This window comes from Polynucleobacter sp. AP-Sving-400A-A2 (assembly GCF_018688155.1).
Classification (GTDB): domain Bacteria; phylum Pseudomonadota; class Gammaproteobacteria; order Burkholderiales; family Burkholderiaceae; genus Polynucleobacter.
The window spans coordinates 316,579-338,290 of the sequence record NZ_CP061312.1; the positions used below are offsets into that span (position 1 = coordinate 316,579).

Here is a 21,712-nt window from a genome sequence, read left to right on the forward strand (position 1 = left end):
TCCCTTAGCCGCGTGTTGAAGGAGATGCGTCGTACTGAGCCAGTACTTCTGCCAATTTCTTCTGACCAGAGGCAACATGAATTCCGTCACGAATCTTTTGATAGGTACCACAGCGACAGAGATTACCCATGGCACTATCTATGTCAGCATCAGTAGGTTTTGGAATTCTCTTTAATAGAGCAGCAGCAGCCATCACCTGTCCAGATTGGCAATAACCGCACTGAGGAACATCAAGAGCAATCCAGGCTTGCTGCACGAGATGCGTATTGTTTTTAGAAAGCGCCTCGATGGTCGTAATTTTGGCTGTACCCACTGCAGAGACTGGTAATGAGCAAGAGCGCACGGGTTCACCATTGAGGTAAACCGTACATGCACCACACTGAGCCACACCACATCCATACTTCGTTCCGGTAAGGCCAACTACTTCACGAATGGCCCATAGCAAGGGCATGGTTGGCTCGACATCAATATTGTGAATCTTGCCATTAACTGATAGCTGCATAAAGATCTCCTCTACTGTTTTGAATTACTTTAAATGATTGTGGAGGATTTGGCACATCTGTAATTGGGCGAGGTGCAATAAATCCTTCGGCAGCCTCACCTTTTTAGTATTGATGAGTAAATACCCTAATCAATATTTACCTTTTATGACAATTACCATCTTTGGGATTACTGGGTCGCCACCAACCTTTTCCATTTCATGGTTTTTGTGGGCAACTAAAATTTAGCCATCAACATTTTGTATGACATTGATTTAAGGGGAACGACATGACGTAATTATCAAAAAGGAGTTTGTTATGTCACGTACATTAAGAAGAAAAAATCAGCAGCATGATTATGGTTGGGTTTACCAATGTCTAAAATTAATAAGGATGTAGGCGAATTCAATATTGATGGAGCGCATATTAGGATTCGAGACTATCCACAGTTAAGAAGCTTGTCATGGCAGCTTGATCACAACATGCTTTTAACTGATAAAGAAGCGATAGGGATTTATGAGCGAAACAAGCGCTTCCTCGAGATCCACGAGATTGATGAGCGGGAAAGATTATTAATGCAACGACTCATTGATGAGCATGGAATGGAAAATTTGTTTATTTGCAGATAGTTCGGAGCCATGCATCAACTTGTTCGAACTTGAGCTCCTGCACTTTGAACATGTGCATTATTTGACGGTAGGCTTCTATCGAATCTGTATTGAGTCTTTTATTATTGATGCGCAAAAAAGTATCCATTGCAGCAAAGGCAATCCTTTTATTGCCATCAATGAAAGGGTGATTAATGATGAGGCTTTCAAACAATGCTGCTGCCTGAGAAATAACATCTGGGTAATATCCTGATTGAGGGCGCATTAGCGCCGACTCAAGGCTCGCTTTGTCTCTTAAGCCCGGTGATCCACCAAATCTATTAATCAAGACACCGTGCATTAGCATGATGTCTTGCATGGTAATAAAGAGCATTACTTGGCAAGCTCTTTATATAGATCCTCAAACTCATGCAGGCTTTGTGCAAAGCTAGCCATTACTTGGCGATCGGGGGTTGATACCCCCTTCTTGTTTAAGAAGTCACGAAAGGCCTCATCCAAAACCGCATGAAACTTTTTACCTTCAATATCGGCAATTTGACGCAAGGTATTGAGTATCTCGGGATTTGCCTGAGAGGAGAATTTGCTTAAGTGAATAGTGCCCATAGACTTGTTCCAGTATTTTTCATTATTTTTCTTGAAATTTCATGAAAAATCAAGAAATTAGTAAAAATAGCCTAAATTAGGGCTTAAAACTGAACTTCTCTGTAGTGTCGATACAGATTCGCAATCGATGCGAAGCCTAGAACCACGATCAGAACAGCAAAAAGGTATTCAATCGTCAGGTATGTAAATACACCTGTTTGAATGGCTATTGCAGCTGCAATAAAGGCTGAAATCGCTCCGAAGACTACGAGTTTGAAGTTAGGAATAAAAGCGCCAAGCGTAATGGCCACAAATAACAAAATCAGATCTGAAACCAATTGATCTGCAGTCTGAAAAATTTGATTGGTGAGCTCAGGGTTGGTCATCTTTCCTAAGACTGCCAACATCAAAATGCTGGCAAGTACCGCAAAGTTCAGTTTCGCTTTATTGAAAAGAGTTTTAAATTGATCATTCACGGTAGGCAGTCTTTGTTGGTGAGATATTTAGGAGTTAGCACTACCGCTAAACACAAGGCTGATACCAATCCACAAAAGAATAAAAGCAACCAAGATCGTGAGGCCGAGCTTCTTGAGAAAGTATTCAAGAGTATCCATATACGCTTCATCATTACGACCAAAGTATTGATCAAAGCGTTTCCATACCAGGCGACCTATCACCAGTGGAAATATCATGGCAACAATGCCGAAAATAATAGTGAGCGTGTTATCCATGGGGCTTGTATTCTTCCTTGCTGATGTCTATTGGGTGCCGATGAAGGCTGGATAGTCATATAGCATACAGGGATTGTCCGAGAGAATCGCTTTTCTGAGGCTTGGATCTACTGCCCAAGACCCGAATAGATCACAGAGATCGGCATCATGCGGCATTTGTTTTTTGACCATGACATGGGGCCAATCACTACCCCAGATTAATCGCTTGCTGTTGGCCTGAATTACCTCATCATTCAATGCTCGCATATCTGAATAGGGAAAGTCCCCATCACAAATACGGTAGGGGCCAGTCATTTTGACCCAAGCCTTTTGCTCTCGTAGTAGTTCTAGTAAGCCTTGAAAGCCGGCGTCATTTACACCATGTCTTGTGTGGGAATAGCCAAAGTGACCAAATACTAAATCCACCGGAAAGTTTGTAAATGTTTTGGCGAGATCGGGGTATTCATTGACGTGGGCGAGTAACTCTAAATGCCAACCAAAAGGTTTAATGCGCTTGGCGATTGCAGTTAATTCATTAATCGGTAAACCTTTTGATTTATCGGCAACATCCACTACATTGCAACGAATGCCACGAACACCAGCGTGATGCATGGACTCCAATTTTGCATCGGAGATTTTCGGATCAATGACTGCAACCCCGCGAAATTTATTAGGGTTGCTGGTGAGCGCAGCGAGCATGGCCCGATTATCAGTGCCATATACGCTGGGCTGCACTAAGACCGCGCGATCAACACCCAGCATGTTTAATAAAGATTCATATTGGGTCAGTGTGGCATCGGGTGGTGTGTAGATGCGCTCATCAGCATAGGGAAACTTTAGAGCTGGCCCACAGATATGGGCATGACAATCTACCGCCCCAGGAGGAAATTGAATCTTGGGTGATCGAATTTCTGGATCTGGGGCTTGGCAGAGTGGTGCAGCGTGAATTGAGTTCAATTTACTTTAGCTAGTTACTGGGGTTCAATGTTGGCATCTTTAGCAATCTTCTGATACTTCGCCATTTCTTCGCGAACAAACTTAGCAAACTCTTGCGGGCTCATTGGAGTTGCTTTGATGCCTTTGGCCTCATAAGCAGTTTTCACTTCGGGAGATTGCATTGCCAAATTGATATCTTGATTAATCTTTTTCACAATTGCTGCTGGTGTGCCAGCAGGTGCCCACACACCAAACCAAAGACCAATTTCAAAGTTGGAGTAACCCAACTCAGCAATGCTTGGGATATCTGGTACGGCAGGATTGCGCACTTTGCTAGTAACTCCAAGCGCTCTTACTTTGCCACCTTTGAGTTGCCCGATAGCGGTATCGAGTGGAGCCATATAAAAAGCAGTACGTCCAGCCATCGTGTCTGAAATGGCTTCTGGAGATCCTTTGTAAGGAACGTGAATGAGCTTGATACCCATCATCTGATTAAAGTATTCGGCAGCAAGGTGGGTTGAGCTACCAACACCGGCAGATGCAAAAGTAATTTCACCAGGTTTGGATTTGGCTGCGATCACCAGATCTCTGATGGATTGGTATGGGCCTTCTGCAGACGTGATTAAGACGTAAGGAGTTTGTCCAAGGATATCGACATCAATCAGACTCTTCAGTGGGTCATAAGGCAGTTTTTTATAGATTGCAGGATTGGCTGCGTATGAGGCTGATTGCACGAGAAGAGTGTAGCCATCTGGCTCGGAACCAACAACTGCACCGGTGCCGATTAAGCCACCAGCACCAGGACGATTTTCAATAATGACTGATTGTTTCCAAGTCTCAGAAAGGTTTTTGGCAACAATACGGCCGGCAATATCAGCACCAGAACCAGCAGTCAGGGGCACAATCATCTTTACCGTACGATTGGGGTAGCTTTGCGCGCTGACGGCCGTTGAAATCAGGTTCAGGCTCAAGCCCAGACCAATAAATAAGCTCAACAATAAGTTGCGCTTAAGCAAGTGAGGGGATTGCAATGTCTTTCGCATCATGTCTCCTTAGTATTTTTATAGTTTCATTGGATAATCTACCATGCTCCTTTCAAGATCTCCATGATCAAGATGGGAAATATAAAAATTGCTACACCAGCTAGAAAGCAGGGACAAATGAGCCAAAAACTAGAAAAACAGATCATCAAGGTCAACGGGGTCGATATCGCCTATCGTTTTGATGGTCCTAGTGATGGCCATGTGGTGATGATGGCGAATAGCCTCATGTCAGATTGCAGTATGTGGGATTGGAATGTACCTGCATTAAGCGATCGTTATCGAGTCCTCCGTTTTGATAAGCGAGGGCATGGCGATTCTGAAACAACACCAGCACCCTACAGCATTCCCCAATTGGCGGATGACGCGGTTGCCCTACTCGATGCCTTAAAGATTGATAAAGTGCATTTCATTGGACTGTCGATGGGTGGCATGATTGGTCAGCAACTAGGCGCTCGTTTTCCGGAGCGTGTTTATTCTCTATCCCTCTGCGACACAGCAAGTGAAATGCCGCCACGCAGTTTGTGGGAGGAGCGTTTTGAGCTTGCGCGCAAAGAAGGTATTGCCGGCTTAGTAGACGGCACCATTAAGCGCTGGTTTACGGCTCCATTTATTGCCCGCGCTCCTCAAGATATCGCCAAAGTGCGTGAGATGATTTTGGGTACCGGGGTTGAGGGTTATCTAGGTTGCGCAAGTGCAGTAAGAGATATGGCGCAAACTACGATGCTCTTAAAAATTAAGACCCCCACACTAATTCTGACAGGGCGTCAGGATCCAGCCTGTACCGTGGATCAAGCCATTGTGCTCAATCGCATGATTGATGGCTCAAAGTTAGTCATATTGGAAGATGCTGCACACCTGTCCAACATCGAGCAACCAGCAGAATTTAATCGCACTGTCCGTGACTTTATTGATACAGTGGACAACACTTTGTAGAAATGTATTTAAAAATTAAAGCGCCATGTCAATGAAAAAAACGGATCTCTATAAAAACCTCGCCCTGGCAACTGCACAGCGTATGAAAAATGCTGCTAAGACGCCAAAGCCGGGTACGGCAGAGGGTATTGCTAAAACCAAAAAAGAGCTTGCCAGTAGCAATCCCATGCTCGCCTCTTTAATGGGTAAGACTAAGACAAAGTCAAAATAGATCGCTACATTGCAATCTAAAAATCATTACCTACTAGTTGATTTTTTAAAAACTTTCGCAGCTTTTGCGATTGTTCTTCACCATTTTTCAAATTATGGTCAATTGGCAGAGGATGCTCAAAACTTTTTGCCAACAATAATGGCCTGGCTGTTTGAATATGGTCGTTTTGCTGTGCAGATCTTTTTGGTGTTGGGTGGTTATTTGGCGGCTAAGTCACTCACGCGTGCAAAAGATTTAAAAAATCCACACATTCTCCTCAGGACGATTTTCAATCGTTATATACGATTATTTACTCCTTATTTAGTTGCGTTAATTATTACTATTACTTGCGCATGGCTTGCACGTTTTTGGGTTCAAGATGAATTTGTTGGAGAGTCAGAAACCTTAGGGCAATTTCTAGCGCATTTATTTTTCCTTCAGGGCATTTTAGGTTTAGATTCAATTTCTGCTGGCATATGGTATGTGGGAATAGATTGGCAGCTATATGCTATCTTGGCGATCCTCTTAGGCATGTTTCCTGCCTTTAGATCCGCAATCTGGATTTTGGCTGTGGTCTGCGTTTTATCTTTGTTGTACTTCAATAGACATGGTGAATATGAAAATTATTTTATTTACTTCATGGGTCCTTATGGTTTGGGCGTACTAGCACAGCTTTGCAAAAACTATCCCGATCGATTGATTAATCGCCTTGCCAGCATACTAATGATAGTAATTGGGGTTGCTATTGTTATTGGCAGTTTCCAGCAGATTTGGTTTCGTAATCTTCTGGCTTATGTTGTGGCGATTACGCTAGTCTTTTGGGGTGATTGGGCATATCTTGATCGATGGCGTGAAAAGAAAAATTCACGAATGCACAAGTTGGTGAATGCCATCTTATGGAGCAGCAGAAGGTCGTACTGCGTTTTTTTAATACACTTCTGTTTTATTTTGCTGGCTAATACGATTTATATCAGCTGGGGCATGAGTCAGCACCATGATGGCGCAATGGCGATCGCCCTGATGTTTTTTTCTATTGTGGCAAGTTGGCAGGCTGCTAATTATCTCTATCGATGGGTGGAACTACCATCTAGGAGAATTAAATTCTAAAGTCCCATTTCTTTTAAGACGCGAAAGATTTCACGATAAGCCTTAGGAGGTTTATTGCTTTCTTTTTCCTTGCGCGCATTACGAATGAGCGTGCGCATATTCTGGATGTCCATATCGGGATATTGCTCAATCATCTTCGTAAAGGTTTCGTCATTTGCGATTAGGCGATCACGATAAGACTCTAGATGATGCAGCTTTGCAGTCTCTGCTTTGCTAACACCCTGAATTGCATCCAAGCGCTTTTGAATCGCATCGAGCTCTTCCGAATCCAAAAAGCGCATGAGCTTGCCAAGGTACTGCTTATGACGACGAATCGCCTCAAAACTCTTAATCTTGTTGGTTTCCGCAATGGAGGCTTTAATAGCCTCATCCATAGGTATGGTCTTTAAGGCATCACTGCTAAGCGCTGCTAGAACTTCAGCTAGCTTTTGGCGCTCAGTCATCAAGCGCTTTAGCTCGGATTTGCTGGGCCCATCATCAAGATCATCTTTTTTGGGGGTGCGGTTCTTTTCATTGACATGCATGGTGGTATTTTAGACAGGTATTTACCGTTTCTAGCTGAATCGTCTAATTTCTTCTTATGGGGAGATTTGGTAAATAATGGAGTTTACAAATGGGCGTCTATATAACTAAAGATATGAGCACAACAAGCCATCAAAATACCTACGACTACATCATCATCGGCGCTGGCAGCGCGGGTTGCATGTTGGCCAAGCGCCTGACTGAGAATCCCGCTAAACGGGTTCTTTTAATTGAGGCTGGTAAGAACGATAACTACATCTGGATACATATACCGGTTGGCTACCTATATTGCATCGATAACCCAAGAGCAGATTGGCGTTTTAAGACTGCTGCCGAAAAAGGCCTAAACGGACGCTCACTCCTCTATCCACGTGGTCGTGTTTTGGGTGGCTGCTCATCTATCAACGGCATGATCTACATGCGCGGACAAGAGGGTGACTACGCATCTTGGGTTAAAGCCACTGGTGATGACTCTTGGTCTTGGCAAAATGCATTGCGTCGATACAAATCATTTGAGGATTATCACGGCTCCGCAAATCAGTGGCATGGCAAAGGCGGGGAGTGGACTGTATCTCAGCAGCGTTTGCGCTGGCCCATCATGGACGTCTTTAGAGAAGCTGCAGTACAAGCAGGCATACCAGTATCAGATGACTTTAACCAGGGCGATAATTTTGGGGTAGGTTACTTCGATGTCAGTCAGCGCAAAGGTTGGCGTCTCAATACCTCCAAAGCATTTTTGCGTGATGCTGCTAAGCGATCTAACCTCACTGTCCTTACTGAAGCGATGGTCAATAAATTATTGATTGATCCAAGCTCTAAAAATTGCTACGGCGTGCAATATATTCAGGATGGCAAAACAGTAGACGTTCATTGCAGCAATCAAAATCCTGATTCTCAAGGCGAGGTGATTTTGAGTGCAGGCGCCATTGGCAGCGTGCAAGTTCTAGAGCGCTCGGGTATTGGATCAGCTGCGCATCTAAATAAACTAGGCATTCCTGTCATTGCAGATTTACCTGGCGTAGGTGAAAACTTACAAGACCACTTGCAGTTGCGCATGATCTACAAAGTCAATGGCATTAAGACCCTCAATACCAAAGCGAACTCTTTATTAGGCAAGCTCATGATTGGCATGGAGTACGTGTTGAAGCGCTCTGGCCCGATGTCGATGGCTCCATCTCAGTTGGGCGCATTTGCATACAGCTCACCTGAGCAGCCTTCAGCCAATTTGGAATATCACGTACAGCCACTATCACTAGAAAAGTTCGGCGAAGATTTACATTCCTTTAATGCAATTACTGCCAGCGTTTGTAACTTGCGACCAAGCTCTCGCGGTACTGTACACATTAGCTCGATCGATCCAGAAGCGCCCCCAGTCATTGCGCCAAATTATTTATCTACCGACGTGGATCGCAAAGTAGCAGCAGACGCATTGCGTCTCACACGCAAGATTGTGGAGAGTCCTGCGCTCAAACCGTACACGCCAGATGAGTACAAGCCAGGCAAACAATATCAAAGCGATGAAGAACTGATTAAAGCTGCCGGTGACATTGGCACAACAATTTTTCATCCTGTAGGCACTTGCAAGATGGGGCGCGATGATGATCCGATGGCAGTGCTGGATTCGCAATTACGAGTTAGGGGCATTCATCATCTGAGGGTGGTTGATGCATCTGCAATGCCAACAATTACCTCTGGTAATACTGCGGCGCCCACCATGATGATTGCGCAACGCGCTGCTGAACTGCTTACTGGTGAGTAGTTCAAAAACATTAGGAAGTACACAGTTACATCCCGGGCTCCCTGCGAGCCATCTATTGTTAGCGCTCGCCATCGTTGCCGTTTGGGGAACTAACTTTGTAGTGATCAAGATTTCTCTTGAGAGCTTTCCACCATTTTTATTCGCTGCCCTGCGATATATTTTTGCTTTATTGCCAGTAGTATTTTTTATGCCTAAACCCAAGGTCTCTTGGACTAACCTGTGCATCTATGGTTTGGCAACTGGGGTAGGGCAGTTCGGCGTGATGTACTTCGCGATTGATGGGCTTATCTCCCCTGGGCTTGCATCATTGGTAATTCAGACGCAGGTATTTTTTACGATTGGCTTTGCGATGTTCTTCGCAAAAGAAAGTCTGAGGCTTTATCAGGCAGTGGCCGTAGCGGTAGCAATGACGGGTTTGGTCATCATTGCTCTGCACACCGATGCTATGACGACTTTCCTGGGCCTGGCCTTAGTGGTGTTTGCCGGCCTCTCTTGGGGGGTTGCCAATACGGTGAGTCGCAGGGCTGGAGCCATCAATATGCTGTCCTATGTAGTTTGGGCAAGTGCGTTCTCGATACCCCCTTTACTCATCATTTCCCTTATCTTTGAGGGCGGTGCCACTCATTTATGGGGGGTCACTCTAGTGGCCCCCATGGGTGCTTGGATTGGGGTGCTCTGGCAGGCATGGGCTAATACCCTGTTTGGCTATGCCGCCTGGGGTTGGCTGCTCTCAAAGCATCCAGCGGCCATAGTAGCCCCCGCCCCCTTGCTGGTACCCATCTTTGGGATGGGGGCGTCAGCTTTTTTCTTGGGCGAGGCCCTGCCAAGCTGGAAAATCATGGCTGCAGGCCTCGTAATAGCTGGTTTAGTGGTAAATCTTTTCTGGCCCGCATTGCGGGAGCGAAGTCGTCATTTTTTTTAAAACGGCTTTTATCACTAGGGGCTAATGTAAAACCCTAATACAAACCCCTTTTTTTGCCTCTACATTGACTGTAAGATGGCTATTCGTTTTAAGTTGTACCCAAAAAAGAACTTATTTAATTAGCATTTTTAGTCATGGAGACTTTATGAATATTCGTCGTCACATTTTTGCAGTAGCTGCTACTGCCATGTTATCAACCGGAGCTTACGCTGCCGATATCAAAGTGGGTGTTATTGGCCCGTTCACTGGCGGCTCAGCTTCCATGGGCGTGAGTATGCGTGATGGCGTACGTTTGGCTACTAAAGAAATTAACGCTGCTGGCGGCATTGACGGCAACAAGATTGTTTTAGTTGAGCGCGATGACGAAGCTAAAAACGAGCGTGGCGTACAAATCGCTCAAGAATTGATCAATAACGAAAAAGTAGCTGCTACTTTGGGTTACATCAACACTGGTGTTGCCTTGGCATCACAGCGCTTCTTCCAAGAGGCGAAGATCCCAGTCATCAACAACGTTGCAACTGGTACTTTGATTACTAAGCAATTTCCAAATGCCGCTGAGAACTATGTTTTCCGTACTTCTGCTGCTGACAACATCCAGGCTCCAATGATCGCTAAAGAAGCGGTTGAGAAGCGTGGCTTGAAGAAAGTAGCTATTTTGGCTGACTCTACTAACTACGGTCAGTTAGGCCGTGAAGACTTAGAGAAGGCGCTCAAGACTTATGGCGTAACTCCAGTTGCTACTGAAAAGTTCAACCTCGGTGACGTTGATATGACTTCACAATTGCTTAAGGCAAAAAATGCTGGCGCAGAAGTTATTTTGACTTACGCAATCGGACCTGAGTTGGCACAAATTGCGAACGGTATGGCGAAATTGGGTTGGAAAAAGCCAATGATCGGTTCATGGACATTGTCTATGGCCAGCTTCATTGATACAGCCGGTAAGAACGGTAACGGCGCAACCATGCCAGAGACTTTCATTCAGAACCCCCCAACAACACCAAAGCGTAAAGCTTTCGTTGAGGCTTACCTGAAGGATTTCAAACCAAAGAACGGCATCATAGCTTCCCCAGTATCAGCAGCTCAAGGTTACGACTCTGTATACCTCTTGGCAGCTGCTATCAAGCAAGCTAAAGGTACAGAGGGACCAAAGATCTTGGCAGCATTGCAAGACCTGAAAACTCCTGTTGATGGCGTTGTAATGTCTTATAACAAGCCATTTTCCGCAGCTGACCATGAGGCTATCAAAGCTAAAGACGTAGTAATGGGCATTGTTGAGGACGGTAAGGTTGAGTTCTTGAATGCTGAAGATGCAACAGCTAAGAAGAAGTAATACTTCTTAGAGTGGGTGCGGAAACTCAAATTTTCCGCACTGCAGCAATTTAAGAGGTATTAATGAACAAAACGCCGCCCACAAAGCGGCGTTTTGCTTACAATGTCGAATCGTTCATAAAACAGTTTTAGAATTTTTTAGGTCTACATCATGGAAATGTTTGCACAAATCCTCTCCAGCGGTATAGCGGTCGGCATGATCTATGCGGTCATTGCTTTCGGCTTTCAGCTGACTTTTGCCACTTCTGGCACATTGAATTTCGGTCAAGGTGAGGCCTTGATGTTGGGCGCCTTAGTTGGTCTGACCTGCGTTGATATGTTCGGCATGAACTACTGGCTCATGATTCCAATCGTCTGTCTTTTCGGGATGGTGCAAGGTGGTTTCGTAGAGCTGATTGGTGTTCGTCCTGCGATTAAGATCAAATCTGAGTTTGGTTGGATTATGTCCACTATCGCACTCGGTATTATTTTCAAAAACGTGGCTGAAAACATTTGGGGTCGTGATGCATTGCCATTTCCATCCCCGCTGCCGATGGAGCCAATGGAATTCCTTGGAGCAAATATTTTGCCAATGGAAATCTTGGTCGTAGTTGGCGCCTTAGTGATGATGATGTTGGTAGAGTTTTTTAATCGTAAAACAATTTACGGTAAAGCGGTTGTTGCAACAGCAAACGATCGCGATGCTGCCGGCTTAATGGGTATTAATACCAGCTTGGTAATCACCTTCTCATATGCACTGTCATCCTTAACGGCTGCCTTTGCAGGTGTGCTGATTGCTCCGTTGACATTAACTGGCGCTGCTATGGGTGGCGCTCTGGGTTTAAAAGCATTTGCAGTGGCCATTATTGGCGGCCTCTCAAGTGGTATGGGAATCATTGTGGGCGGATTGATTCTTGGAATTGTTGAGACTGCCACAGGCTTTTATATTTCTACTGGCTACAAAGACGTACCAGGCTTGATCTTGCTCTTATTAGTGCTTGCATTTAAGCCATCTGGTCTCTTTGGTAAAACTGCAATCAAGAAAGTTTAATAATGAAATCGAAGTCTCTATTACCTCTATTAATTGCAATTGTTGGCTTATTTAGCCTACCTTTATTTATTAGTAATCCGTACTACATTCACTTGATAGAAACGATTCTGATTTACACCATTCTGTTGTATGGCTTAGATATCGTGGTGGGTTACGTTGGTCAAGTTTCCTTGGGTCATGCTGCATTGTTCGGAATTGGTTCGTACACCGCCGGTGTATTGTTTTTCCATTTCGGCACTCCGATTTGGCTTACCTTGCCAGCATCAATCGTTGTCACAGCGATCTTTGGCGGAATCTTAGCTCTACCCGCGCTAAAAGTTATCGGACCTTACTTGGCGATGGTGACCTTGGCATTTGGAACCATCACCCAGATCTTAATTAACGAGATGACATGGCTCACAGAAGGCCCATTAGGAATCAAGATTCCTAAGCCTGATTTGATGGGCGCCCCAATGTCAAAGGCGCAGTTTTTCTGGTTGGTTTGTATTGTTTTGATTATTGCGATGGTAGTGGTCGATCGTTTTGTTAAATCCCAGATGGGCCGTGCTTTTGAGGCCTTACGTGATAGTCCGGTGGCTTGCGACTGTATGGGTGTCTCGGTTTACCGCTTTAAAGTCATTGCGTTCGTAATTAGTGCTGGCTTTGCTGGTCTGGCTGGTTGCTTATATGCCTACTCGGAGCAATACATCTCCCCAAATACCTACAACAATGAATTAGCGGTTCTTTTCTTGTTAGCGGTCATTATGGGTGGTCGTAAGTCTCGTTTGGGTTCATTACTAGGCGCTGCCATTATTGTTCTGCTGCCTAAACTCCTCGACGATATTAATTTATTCCGTATTGTTGCTACTACGATCGCGGTTGTAGTTGCAGTAGGTGCTGCTATGGCTCTCTCCAAGAAAGTCACCACACCAAGACGCGTGATGGTGCCTTTGGCAGGAGTGGTTGGTCTGGCAGCATTCTCATTCTGGTTAGACAGAATCTCCGATTGGCGTTTGAGTATTTTCGGCTTCATGATTTTGTTAGTGGTGTATTACTTGCAAAACGGTATCGTTGGCTTTGCGAAGAGCTTCTACCAATCTATCATCGGCAAGACAGTGACAACTCGTGGTGAAAAAGCAGATGACATTGATGATTCAATCAGCTTCATTAGCGCAGTCAATAATCAAAATGCAGGCACTGAGCTTCTGAAGGTTGACTCTGTACTGATGCAGTTTGGTGGTCTGAAGGCCTTGAATAATGTTGACCTCAGCATTAAGCGCGGCACCATTCATGGTTTGATTGGACCAAACGGCTCCGGTAAGAGCACCATGATGAACGTTCTGACTGGTATCTATCAGCCTACGGCCGGTAATGTGTTGTATGCCGGTCAAAGCGTCGTTGGCCGTACGTCTTCTGATATCGCCTTATCGGGTATCGCTCGTACCTTCCAAAACGTACAGCTCTTTGGTGAGATGACTGCCATCCAAAATATTTTGGTTGGATTGCATCACACCTTTAAATCCAATATGTTGGAGATTGCGCTGAACTTGCCGCGCTACAAAAAGGAATCGCAAGAAGCACATGCTCGCGCGATGGCCTTGTTGAAGTTTGTGGGCTTGGAAGATTTAGCGAATGAAGAGGCGCGTAATTTGCCATACGGTAAACAACGCTCTTTAGAGATTGCCCGCGCCTTGGCTTTAGATCCAGAGTTGCTCTTGTTGGATGAGCCAGCTGCTGGTTTGACAGCTCCAGATATTAAAGAGCTCTTGCGCATTATTCGTAAGATCCGCGATAGCGGTATTACCTTCATCCTGATTGAGCATCATATGGATGTGGTGATGTCAGTCTGCGATATCGTTTCTGTATTGGACTTCGGTCAGAAGATTGCAGAAGGTAAACCAGCTGAAGTTCAGGCAGACGAGAAGGTGATTCATGCCTACTTGGGTACTTAATCACTAGAACTATATTGAATCGGTAAATACCATGTTATCTATTAAGAATCTTGAAGCAGGCTATGGCAAAGTAAAAGTTCTACACGGCATCAATATTGATGTTCCAAAAGGACAAGTTATTACTTTGATTGGCTCTAACGGCGCTGGTAAAACAACGACGATGCGCGCTATCACTGGCATGATTAAACCAACCAGCGGTGAAGTTACCCTGGGCGGCGAAAAAATTGATGGTTACGACTCTCATAAAATCGCACGTCTCGGTTTGGCACATAGCCCAGAAGGTCGTCGTGTATTTACGACTATGTCTGTAAATGACAACCTCCTGTTAGGTGCGTTTCCACGTTTTACGGGTAGTCGTCCAAAAGGCGACATTAAGAATGATCTTGAGAGATCTCTCGAAATGTTCCCACGCTTAAAAGAGCGTCGTAATCAATTGGCTGGAACATTGTCAGGTGGTGAGCAACAGATGCTGGCAATGGCTCGTGCGGTGATGCTTAACCCAGAGATCATTCTCTTGGATGAGCCTTCAATGGGCTTGGCGCCGATTTTGGTTGAGGAAGTTTTCAGAATTATTTCTAATCTTAAATCACAAGGTGTGACGATGTTATTAGTTGAGCAGTTCGCTGCAGCGGCTCTAAAGGTAGCAGACTACGGTTATGTTCTTGAGAACGGTAAGATTGCAACGCATGGCCCAGCCGATAAGTTAATGCATGATCCAGCAGTTAAAGCGGCTTACTTAGGTGGAGCTAGCAGCCACTAATATTTAGCAGCACCGTGTTATTCAAAAGCCCTCGAAAGAGGGCTTTTTCTATTGGAGAGCAAACCAACCTTCTACTTTGCTAGTTCTGAATAAGCAAGATGGCCTCACAGGTTCAAAGTTAGCACGCCTTTAATTAGTAAACTCACTGCAATTACTAAAGTGAAGATCGAGAAAATGAGTTGGGTATGCGGCCCACTTAATTTTTTACCCAGTAGTAGCCCAATCAATAGCCCGCCTAAGGCAGCAAGTGCAAAAGGCGCAGCAACGAAGATATTTAAGCTACCGCTAACGGCTGAGAATATTGCTCCGCCACCGGTGATGATAGCGAGCACTCCCAGTGAGGTGGCAACGATGGATTTAACAGGTAGGTCGGTATAGCGTTTCAGTGCAGGCACGATGATGAAACCACCGCCAACACCCAATAGACCAGATAGGAAGCCTGCAATACTGCCGGCGATCATAAGGGCGCGAGCACAGGGCAGGGTCCATTGGAGTTTCCCGATAGTAGGGTTAATGAGGCAGGGTGGGGGCTTTCTATTTTCCTCCGGAATGCCCCGAATCAGATTGCGAGCCTGACTCAACAAGCGAATAGCCACATATAACAAGATCAAGCTAAAGAGGATCTGTAAGGGCGCATTCGGAATCTGAGGCGCAAGCCAAAGTCCTAGTGGCGATAGCGCTAATCCAAAGATTGCCATAAAACCTGCTGCTTTATAGCGCAAGATCTTATTTTTGAGGCCCAGAATGGCGCCAATGGTAGAAGCTAGGGCAACTGCACATAGGGCAATTGGCGCCGCTTCTGCAATCGGCAGTCCTAGAAAGAAGACTAAGAGCGGTACAGACAAAATCCCGCCCCCGGCTCCAGTAAGGCCCATGAGGATACCTACTAGGATGCCTAGCGAGGGGCTAATGAGAGTTGAGTAATCCATTGCAATTTATTTTATATTAATATATTATATAAATATATATATTATTTAGACACCCGAAAGAATTGGTTGATGACAAAGCCCACCCCCTTGATTAAAGACTTTTTTGACCCAGAAACCTGGACCTACACCTATGTGGTCTATGAGGATGAGGGAAGTCCATGCGTCATCATCGACTCTGTCTTGAACTATGACCCTAAATCAGGCAGGACTGGCACCAAGTCTGCTGATGAGTTGATTGCCTTTGTTAAGAAGCGCCAACTCCAAGTGGATTGGATCCTAGAGACCCATGCTCATGCAGACCATTTAACGGCTGCTCCTTACTTACAAAGACAACTTGGCGGTAAGTTGGTGATTGGAGATCACATTAAGAGTGTGCAGGCAGTATTTAAAGGCGTCTTCAATCTAGATGACCACTTTAAAGCGGATGGCACTCAATTTGACTGCTTACTAAAAGAGGGTGAATCACTCGCCTTCGGAAATCTCTCTTTAAAGGCACTCTTTGTGCCGGGTCACACACCTGCTTGCATGGCTTATGAAATCGGCGATGCCATCTTTGTGGGCGATACCTTATTTATGCCAGATGTCGGCACAGCCCGTTGTGATTTTCCAGGCGGTGACGCGAAGATGCTTTATCAGTCTATTCAAAAGATTTTGTCTTATCCTGGCCAGACTAAGTTGTATATGTGCCATGACTACCCTCCAAATAACCGACCTGCAACTGGCGTGAGTACTGTTGCTGATGAAAAGGCAAATAATATTCATGTGCATGATGGTGTGACTGAAGCGCAATTTATAGAAATGCGCACCACACGAGATCACACTTTAGAGATGCCAACACTCATCTTGCCTTCTATTCAGGTCAATATACGAGCCGGACATTTTCCTGATGCCGATAGCAATGGAGTCTCGTATTTAAAGATTCCTTTGAATGCCCTCTGATCGGAGAATGACGATGAATATACCTATCTCCAAAGCGGAATTGAAGAAGATGCAGTCAGCGGCAGATGATGCCTGCAAGCTCATGAAGGTCTTATCCAATCGAGATCGCATGATGCTCTTATGCGAAATCGGTCAAGCAGAAAAATGTGTTGGTGAGTTAGAGGCTGCACTGGATTTACATCAGCCTACCCTCTCGCAGCAATTGACTGTGTTGCGCAAAGAAAAGCTGGTTAAAACACGTAGAGAAGGAAAGCAAATTTATTACACCCTATCCAGTGAGGTTGCTGTCGCAGTGATGAGTTTGCTCTACAAGCATTTCTGTAAGAAGTAATCATTCCTCAATCGTTTTTCAAGGGAGTTCAATATGAAATGTAACGTCGGCGGTATCGATCGTATTTTAAGAATCTCAGTAGGCCTTCTACTGGTTGCACTTGCAGCTAACGGTACCGTAGGCTGGTGGGGTTGGCTCGGACTCATCCCTATGGTTACTGGTATTTTCCGTTTTTGCCCAGCCTACTTATTACTAGGAAATAATTTTTGCTCTAAGTAATCGTCCCAAATCTGGACTAAGCCATATTGAGATCAAGTGACTCAATATGGCTTATTTGCATTCAAGACGGTAGTTTTTTAGCATAGACGCCATGTAGCAAAAAGATAGCAAAGAAGGTAATACCAATCATCCAGTGTGTTGCAATGACCCCATCTCGCATTTCCTCAGGGCCGTAGTACAACAGGGCGCCCGATACTAATAAGATTGCTAAAAAAGCCAATTGACTTAAGCCGCTCCACAGTTTCCTCTTGGACTTCAGGCCCGCCTTCAGATGAAAGGGTAAAACTGAGCCTAGAGCTATCGTAGCCAATATGGCAGCAATGCCGTGCCATGCCAATACCGAATGGGTTCCCAAGACGGCCCGTTCAATACGGAATTCATGGCCAAGTAAATAAACCGTCCCAGTGAGGGAGCAAGCCAACATGCCGATTTGAACAAAGTATTTTTGCCATGTTGGCATCTTGCCAAGGCGATTTGTATTTTTCATAGAGACTGGGTGTTGGGGACGCGGATTGCTTGGGCAGAAAAATGACTTAAGCAAGGATGCTGAACATTCCTAGAAATACTCACTACCTTAGTTAAGGCATCTGCGTAGACACATCTAGTAGCGACCACTGAGTAAGACTCTGAAAACTCAATATGTCCTTGATTCAGGGGGTTCACCATAAAGCTCTTTGAGCTGCTAGTGCGGTTTGCAAAGTAGAGACTGCTTGTGGCAATCGCACCTGCTGACATGCTACCAATCTGGATGAGTTCATGCGGTTTTGATGGATTACGAATTTGAATGGCTTGAGAGCGATCCCCGAATACGCGGATATCCCCGCCTGCGTTGACCGATCCAGATTGGATACCGTTAGCGATTAATGCTTCAACCGCTTTGTCTACTGCATAGCCTTTGGCGATACCGCCAAGATCAAGGCAAAGCGGTAGAGACGATCGAAGCAAGGAGAGTTCAATAAATTGGAGATCTTCAATACCTCCAAATGAGCAATCATTGAGCTTGCCATGCTTAGGGAGTAGACCTGCTTCCACTAGGCGATGACCAACTCCACAATTAAATATGCCTTGGGATTGGAGGTAAACCTCTTTTGCGATCCTGAGAACTTCAGCTGTCCACGGGTGAATTCGAACAGGTTCTAAATAGGATCTAGCATTGATCTGGGAAAGCTCGCTGTCAGGATTATGAAAGCTCATCAAAGATAGTACTTGTTCAATAGCTAAAAAAGCCTCATCTAGCGCTTTCAATGGGGGTGATGGATCTTCAATCTTGATTTCTACGAAGGTGCCTAAAAGCGGCTTGCAACGAATCATTTTGCTTTTAGGCTCAAGGTCTGATTTTTTAAAGCGATGTCATATAAGACCGCAACCCGCTTAACGCCATCAGTCAAATGTTTGCAGGAGAGCGTTGCACCACCAATATTCTGAATATCTTGATTAAGCTTAATGGGATCTGCAGCGGTCTTTCCGACAAACTGCTTACGCCAATTGGCTTCTGCTACTTCGTATCCGTAAGATTCAACGTATTCCAGAATCTCAATTCCAGTTACTACGCCCGATGGATTGAGTGATACGGCATAAGTAATCATTTCATGTTTACCGACTACCTCATCAACGATGAACCAGCTTCCGTCAGCCGCCCTCCAAATTCGGTCCCCTTGAAAGGGGTGGCGAATACTCGAAGCTGAGCGCATTTTATCTTGTAGATCATCGGTAATGATGATGGGATTTTTAACAAGTGATTTATTGGGTAGTAGTATCTTTTGAGCTTGTTCAATGGATACATAAATCTTGGCCTGTGCAATGATTGGTGCGGTTGTCATAGCTAGACCAATGATGAATAGGGGGTTAGGTTTCCAGTGCATATTCATTTCTTTAGTTCAACGGAAATCCAACTTTGACGATAAATTCATTCACTGAATGACTATCCCAAACACGCGCATTGGAGCATTCGGCTTCTCCGCCACCCATGCAGTTGCCACCTTTGAGTTGATAGCGCCAAGCGCCAGTGACCCACCAGTCTTTGGCGGCGTAGTGCATATTGGGCCCCACAAAAGTGGCACGCTGGACTTGATTGCGCAAATTCAATTCTGAGTAGTCATTATGGAAGCGCGCCTCAACGCCAGCAGACCATTTAGGGGCAAACCGATAGCTAGCGCCCACAAGGAAGTCGAGCATTGACTCTGGTACGTTGCCATTTTCAATAAACTTTAAGCGTTCATTCGCTACAACAACGTTACCTGCCAAAATTAAGCGATCATCAATGAAATTTGATTGCAAAAGTAAGCGTGCCTCAATCTCATTTTTATTTCTACCAATAGTCGGCTCTAAGTAGAGGCCCACACCAACGGGTGATGTCACTGGATTAGTGAGTCGATAAATAGCTTCTAGTGATCCACCCTCAATGCCACTTTTTCTATAGGGAGTAGCTGGGTCATGGCTGGATGGCACCCCATACCCACCTGTGCAACTTGGGCTATCGCCACAGGCTTCTGAGTTGGTGTAATTCTGACTTGCGCTGGTGTAGTAGGAATTGATATAGCCAGCAATTTGTAAATCATTGGTCAGGCCATATTCCAACTCGGTTCTAGCTGTCCATGCATCATAGGTACCGGCAGCCTGTTGTTTGTTGAGTTGCAAGCGTTGTTCAAACTCGAGCTTCCCTTTGGGCTGGAGGTCGAGGGTGTAAATCCAGCCAAATGCACCTTCACCCGCATTTGCGAATGAGAAGTGCAGGGCTGTGGCTAAGAGGATGCTAAAGGCAACAAGTCTTTTGATGGTCATTTTCATGGTCTAGTGGGGTGGTCAATAAAAGTAAATGAGAATGATTCTCAATATACAGTAAATGAGAACAATTCTCAATTGAGAAATTGACCCTGCGCGCTTTGGTGTCGAGTTTTTGCCTAGGACTAGCCTGAGCTTGTAAGATTTGGGTCTATGGATTCAGAAGCCCTGGTGAAGCTGGTCACAATGAAGATGCCATTCGGCAAGCATGCTGGCCGTGCACTTGCAGAACTGCCTGGTAATTATTTAGCCTGGTTTGCTCGTGAGGGATTTCCTCAGAGTGAGCTTGGGAAATTGCTGGAGTTAATGCACACCCTGGATCACAATGGCTTGCGCGGTTTATTGGCCCCTATCCAACGGGCTCATGGAATTATTCCCCGTAGCCGCGAGTAGGCAAGATTTACTTGGAGTGAACTATCACTATCACGCGATTGCGTTCATAGACCACATTAGGTGAATATGGCGGACTGCTCTGGGAGAGGGCGGCCTGCAATACACTTTGCGCCTGAATTTCTAGCGCCAGCTTTTGAGCTAACTCTAGATTGCGGTCGTATTGAATCTGCACACTGGCAACCTTTCCCGCTTTGATGTTCGCGGCGAGTGACGCAAGCTTTTCAGGAGAGTACTGATCGAAAAAAATGGGATACCAGCCACCTACTATAGGCCTAGCCTCCGGACTACTCTTTTCAGCTGGTTTGCTAGACTGGCTTGCGCCAAGCTCAATCGGTAGATGAAAGTCGATGCCGGTCTTCTGAATCAGTTCGGTATAGGAGATCGGTGCACTCATTTGCGCATCGTCGGTGTTTTCAACCCAATAAGCCCAAGCTAATTTTTTGGCAGGATCGTAGACCAGCTTATAAAGGTGACTCGGAATGGTGACCTTGCCTTTACCAATACTGCCAGCATGACCCACTGATCCAGTGTAGACATAGACATCGCCTTGTACGCGCTTGATATACATCCTGGTAGGCTCTTCAACCCGTTTAGCCCAGATGCCCTGATTATTTTGCCGAGCCTGCGGCATCATATTTGCCAGGGAGAAGGACTGCGCCATTCCCCTCTCGGTTGTCATGTCACCAGCTGGCACGTTGTGACCCCGGTCATATCCGCTGCCGCGATAGTCTGCCAGTAGGGCGCGTTCATGGGCTGGGAGTCTGGCCTCTTCATAGAATTGATTGGTACGGCGAGGATGAGGTGCCTGGAGTTGCTCACCATTGAGTCTCTCAACGGTGTAGATAGGCTTTTTGTCTAAAGGCGAGTAGTAGATCGCGAAATCATCAAAACACAGGTCTCGCCCCACCTGTGTAGTGCTAGGTATTTGGTGATTTGGGAATAGATCCTGGCATTGATCAAAGAGAGCTGATGCGCTCAGTGGGAGCCAAAGCGAGATTAATAAGAGGGTTTTAGCCAAGAATTTCATTGAATGCCAGTGTAATGAGTGTCGTCATCAGGGTATGAACGTTTTGTGCGTATCTCGCGATCAAATTAGCTATATGGCTAGTGTTGATGAGCGCTTAGAACTCTTTTATCTGATGTTTCATTTGTGCAAAACACATGTCAACAGACCAATGCATAACTTGAGCTCATGAACGAAAAAACACTACCAGTAGAAAATTTAGCCCATCAAATACTAGATGTACGGGTCAGACATCTCTTTTGAAGAGAAAAATTA

28 protein-coding genes are annotated in these 21,712 nt (G+C 45.3%); 14 read left to right on the forward strand and 14 right to left on the reverse strand.

Annotation, left to right across the window (positions count from 1 at the left end; all coding sequences use genetic code 11):
* Window positions 1-4 precede the first annotated feature (4 nt).
* Window positions 5-502 (reverse strand): (2Fe-2S)-binding protein, encoded by a 498-nt coding sequence (locus C2758_RS01705; protein ID WP_215328870.1) that lies wholly within the window; start codon window positions 500-502, stop codon window positions 5-7.
* Window positions 503-853: 351 nt separating this feature from the next.
* Here C2758_RS01705 and C2758_RS01710 point away from each other — a divergent pair, with 351 nt between their 5' ends.
* Window positions 854-1,108, forward strand: a complete 255-nt coding sequence (locus C2758_RS01710) for a hypothetical protein (protein ID WP_215328871.1) — start codon at window positions 854-856, stop codon at window positions 1,106-1,108.
* Here the strand turns inward: C2758_RS01710 and C2758_RS01715 are convergent.
* From C2758_RS01715 to C2758_RS01740, 6 genes are all read right to left on the reverse strand, one after another.
* A complete protein-coding gene (locus C2758_RS01715) occupies window positions 1,095-1,460 on the reverse strand; it encodes a type II toxin-antitoxin system death-on-curing family toxin (protein ID WP_251369229.1) in 366 nt (121 codons plus the stop codon). The genes C2758_RS01710 and C2758_RS01715 overlap by 14 nt on opposite strands.
* On the reverse strand, window positions 1,460-1,690 hold the full coding sequence (locus tag C2758_RS01720; protein WP_215328872.1) for a hypothetical protein: 231 nt from the start codon (window positions 1,688-1,690) through the stop codon (window positions 1,460-1,462). Before C2758_RS01720 ends, C2758_RS01715 begins: the two co-directional genes overlap by 1 nt.
* A gap of 83 nt (window positions 1,691-1,773) precedes the next feature.
* The gene (locus C2758_RS01725; RefSeq protein WP_215328873.1) at window positions 1,774-2,145 is read right to left on the reverse strand and encodes a hypothetical protein; all 372 of its coding nucleotides are present in this window, start codon (window positions 2,143-2,145) and stop codon (window positions 1,774-1,776) included.
* Window positions 2,146-2,172: 27 nt separating this feature from the next.
* Entirely contained in the window at window positions 2,173-2,400 is a 228-nt protein-coding gene (locus tag C2758_RS01730; protein ID WP_215328874.1) for a hypothetical protein, read from the reverse strand.
* Between the two features lie 27 nt (window positions 2,401-2,427).
* Window positions 2,428-3,336: an amidohydrolase family protein gene (locus tag C2758_RS01735; RefSeq protein ID WP_215328875.1), complete on the reverse strand. Its 909-nt coding sequence runs from the start codon at window positions 3,334-3,336 to the stop codon at window positions 2,428-2,430.
* A gap of 14 nt (window positions 3,337-3,350) precedes the next feature.
* Window positions 3,351-4,361 carry a tripartite tricarboxylate transporter substrate binding protein gene (locus C2758_RS01740; RefSeq protein WP_215328876.1) on the reverse strand — a complete coding sequence of 337 codons (1,011 nt, stop codon included), beginning with the start codon at window positions 4,359-4,361 and terminating at the stop codon, window positions 3,351-3,353.
* Between the two features lie 69 nt (window positions 4,362-4,430).
* On the opposite strand from C2758_RS01740, the gene pcaD reads away from it, so the two are divergent.
* The 3 genes from pcaD to C2758_RS01755 are packed head-to-tail and all read left to right on the forward strand — an operon-like array spanning window position 4,431 to window position 6,588.
* Window positions 4,431-5,291, forward strand: coding sequence for a 3-oxoadipate enol-lactonase (pcaD, locus tag C2758_RS01745; RefSeq protein WP_215328877.1), 861 nt, complete (start codon window positions 4,431-4,433; stop codon window positions 5,289-5,291).
* Between the two features lie 25 nt (window positions 5,292-5,316).
* A complete protein-coding gene (locus C2758_RS01750) occupies window positions 5,317-5,502 on the forward strand; it encodes a hypothetical protein (protein ID WP_215328878.1) in 186 nt (61 codons plus the stop codon).
* A 9-nt stretch (window positions 5,503-5,511) separates the two neighbouring features.
* On the forward strand, window positions 5,512-6,588 hold the full coding sequence (locus tag C2758_RS01755; protein ID WP_215328879.1) for an acyltransferase: 1,077 nt from the start codon (window positions 5,512-5,514) through the stop codon (window positions 6,586-6,588).
* Here the strand turns inward: C2758_RS01755 and yjgA are convergent.
* A complete protein-coding gene (yjgA, locus tag C2758_RS01760) occupies window positions 6,585-7,112 on the reverse strand; it encodes a ribosome biogenesis factor YjgA (protein WP_215328880.1) in 528 nt (175 codons plus the stop codon). The genes C2758_RS01755 and yjgA overlap by 4 nt on opposite strands.
* Before the next feature lie 113 nt (window positions 7,113-7,225).
* Between yjgA and C2758_RS01765 the strand changes: the two genes are divergently transcribed.
* The 6 genes from C2758_RS01765 (at window position 7,226) to C2758_RS01790 (ending at window position 14,841) form a co-directional block, all read left to right on the forward strand.
* Window positions 7,226-8,869, forward strand: a complete 1,644-nt coding sequence (locus C2758_RS01765) for a GMC family oxidoreductase (protein ID WP_215328881.1) — start codon at window positions 7,226-7,228, stop codon at window positions 8,867-8,869.
* Complete coding sequence (locus tag C2758_RS01770) at window positions 8,862-9,791, forward strand: EamA family transporter (RefSeq protein WP_215328882.1); 930 nt, start codon at window positions 8,862-8,864, stop codon at window positions 9,789-9,791. Before C2758_RS01765 ends, C2758_RS01770 begins: the two co-directional genes overlap by 8 nt.
* Before the next feature lie 145 nt (window positions 9,792-9,936).
* The gene (locus C2758_RS01775; RefSeq protein ID WP_215328883.1) at window positions 9,937-11,121 is read left to right on the forward strand and encodes an ABC transporter substrate-binding protein; all 1,185 of its coding nucleotides are present in this window, start codon (window positions 9,937-9,939) and stop codon (window positions 11,119-11,121) included.
* 150 nt (window positions 11,122-11,271) lie between these two features.
* Window positions 11,272-12,150, forward strand: a complete 879-nt coding sequence (locus tag C2758_RS01780; RefSeq protein ID WP_215328884.1) for a branched-chain amino acid ABC transporter permease — start codon at window positions 11,272-11,274, stop codon at window positions 12,148-12,150.
* A 2-nt stretch (window positions 12,151-12,152) separates the two neighbouring features.
* Window positions 12,153-14,081: an ATP-binding cassette domain-containing protein gene (locus C2758_RS01785; protein WP_215328885.1), complete on the forward strand. Its 1,929-nt coding sequence runs from the start codon at window positions 12,153-12,155 to the stop codon at window positions 14,079-14,081.
* A gap of 31 nt (window positions 14,082-14,112) precedes the next feature.
* Entirely contained in the window at window positions 14,113-14,841 is a 729-nt protein-coding gene (locus C2758_RS01790) for an ABC transporter ATP-binding protein (protein WP_215305893.1), read from the forward strand.
* Window positions 14,842-14,945: 104 nt separating this feature from the next.
* Here the strand turns inward: C2758_RS01790 and C2758_RS01795 are convergent, their stop codons facing one another.
* Window positions 14,946-15,770 (reverse strand): sulfite exporter TauE/SafE family protein, encoded by an 825-nt coding sequence (locus C2758_RS01795; protein ID WP_215328886.1) that lies wholly within the window; start codon window positions 15,768-15,770, stop codon window positions 14,946-14,948.
* A 69-nt stretch (window positions 15,771-15,839) separates the two neighbouring features.
* Between C2758_RS01795 and C2758_RS01800 the strand changes: the two genes are divergently transcribed.
* Genes C2758_RS01800 through C2758_RS01810 form a run of 3 tightly spaced genes read left to right on the forward strand, consistent with a single transcriptional unit; the run spans window position 15,840 to window position 17,259 of the window.
* Window positions 15,840-16,709 carry an MBL fold metallo-hydrolase gene (locus tag C2758_RS01800; RefSeq protein ID WP_215328887.1) on the forward strand — a complete coding sequence of 290 codons (870 nt, stop codon included), beginning with the start codon at window positions 15,840-15,842 and terminating at the stop codon, window positions 16,707-16,709.
* A 13-nt stretch (window positions 16,710-16,722) separates the two neighbouring features.
* Window positions 16,723-17,040 (forward strand): metalloregulator ArsR/SmtB family transcription factor, encoded by a 318-nt coding sequence (locus tag C2758_RS01805; protein WP_215328888.1) that lies wholly within the window; start codon window positions 16,723-16,725, stop codon window positions 17,038-17,040.
* 33 nt (window positions 17,041-17,073) lie between these two features.
* Window positions 17,074-17,259, forward strand: a complete 186-nt coding sequence (locus C2758_RS01810) for a DUF2892 domain-containing protein (RefSeq protein ID WP_215328889.1) — start codon at window positions 17,074-17,076, stop codon at window positions 17,257-17,259.
* Between the two features lie 61 nt (window positions 17,260-17,320).
* Here C2758_RS01810 and C2758_RS01815 read toward each other — a convergent pair whose 3' ends face one another.
* The 4 genes from C2758_RS01815 to C2758_RS01830 are packed head-to-tail and all read right to left on the reverse strand — an operon-like array spanning window position 17,321 to window position 20,040.
* Window positions 17,321-17,746 carry a hypothetical protein gene (locus tag C2758_RS01815; protein WP_215328890.1) on the reverse strand — a complete coding sequence of 142 codons (426 nt, stop codon included), beginning with the start codon at window positions 17,744-17,746 and terminating at the stop codon, window positions 17,321-17,323.
* Window positions 17,743-18,570, reverse strand: coding sequence for an FAD:protein FMN transferase (locus C2758_RS01820; protein ID WP_215328891.1), 828 nt, complete (start codon window positions 18,568-18,570; stop codon window positions 17,743-17,745). The genes C2758_RS01815 and C2758_RS01820 overlap by 4 nt, the downstream gene beginning before the upstream one ends.
* Window positions 18,567-19,121: an FMN-binding protein gene (locus C2758_RS01825; protein ID WP_215328892.1), complete on the reverse strand. Its 555-nt coding sequence runs from the start codon at window positions 19,119-19,121 to the stop codon at window positions 18,567-18,569. The genes C2758_RS01820 and C2758_RS01825 overlap by 4 nt, the downstream gene beginning before the upstream one ends.
* A gap of 10 nt (window positions 19,122-19,131) precedes the next feature.
* Window positions 19,132-20,040, reverse strand: a complete 909-nt coding sequence (locus C2758_RS01830) for a DUF6662 family protein (RefSeq protein WP_251369230.1) — start codon at window positions 20,038-20,040, stop codon at window positions 19,132-19,134.
* Window positions 20,041-20,193: 153 nt separating this feature from the next.
* On the opposite strand from C2758_RS01830, the gene C2758_RS01835 reads away from it, so the two are divergent.
* Window positions 20,194-20,433, forward strand: a complete 240-nt coding sequence (locus C2758_RS01835) for a DUF3820 family protein (RefSeq protein WP_215328894.1) — start codon at window positions 20,194-20,196, stop codon at window positions 20,431-20,433.
* Window positions 20,434-20,440: 7 nt separating this feature from the next.
* Here the strand turns inward: C2758_RS01835 and C2758_RS01840 are convergent, their stop codons facing one another.
* Window positions 20,441-21,460 (reverse strand): DNA/RNA non-specific endonuclease, encoded by a 1,020-nt coding sequence (locus tag C2758_RS01840; RefSeq protein WP_215328895.1) that lies wholly within the window; start codon window positions 21,458-21,460, stop codon window positions 20,441-20,443.
* Window positions 21,461-21,712 lie beyond the last annotated feature (252 nt).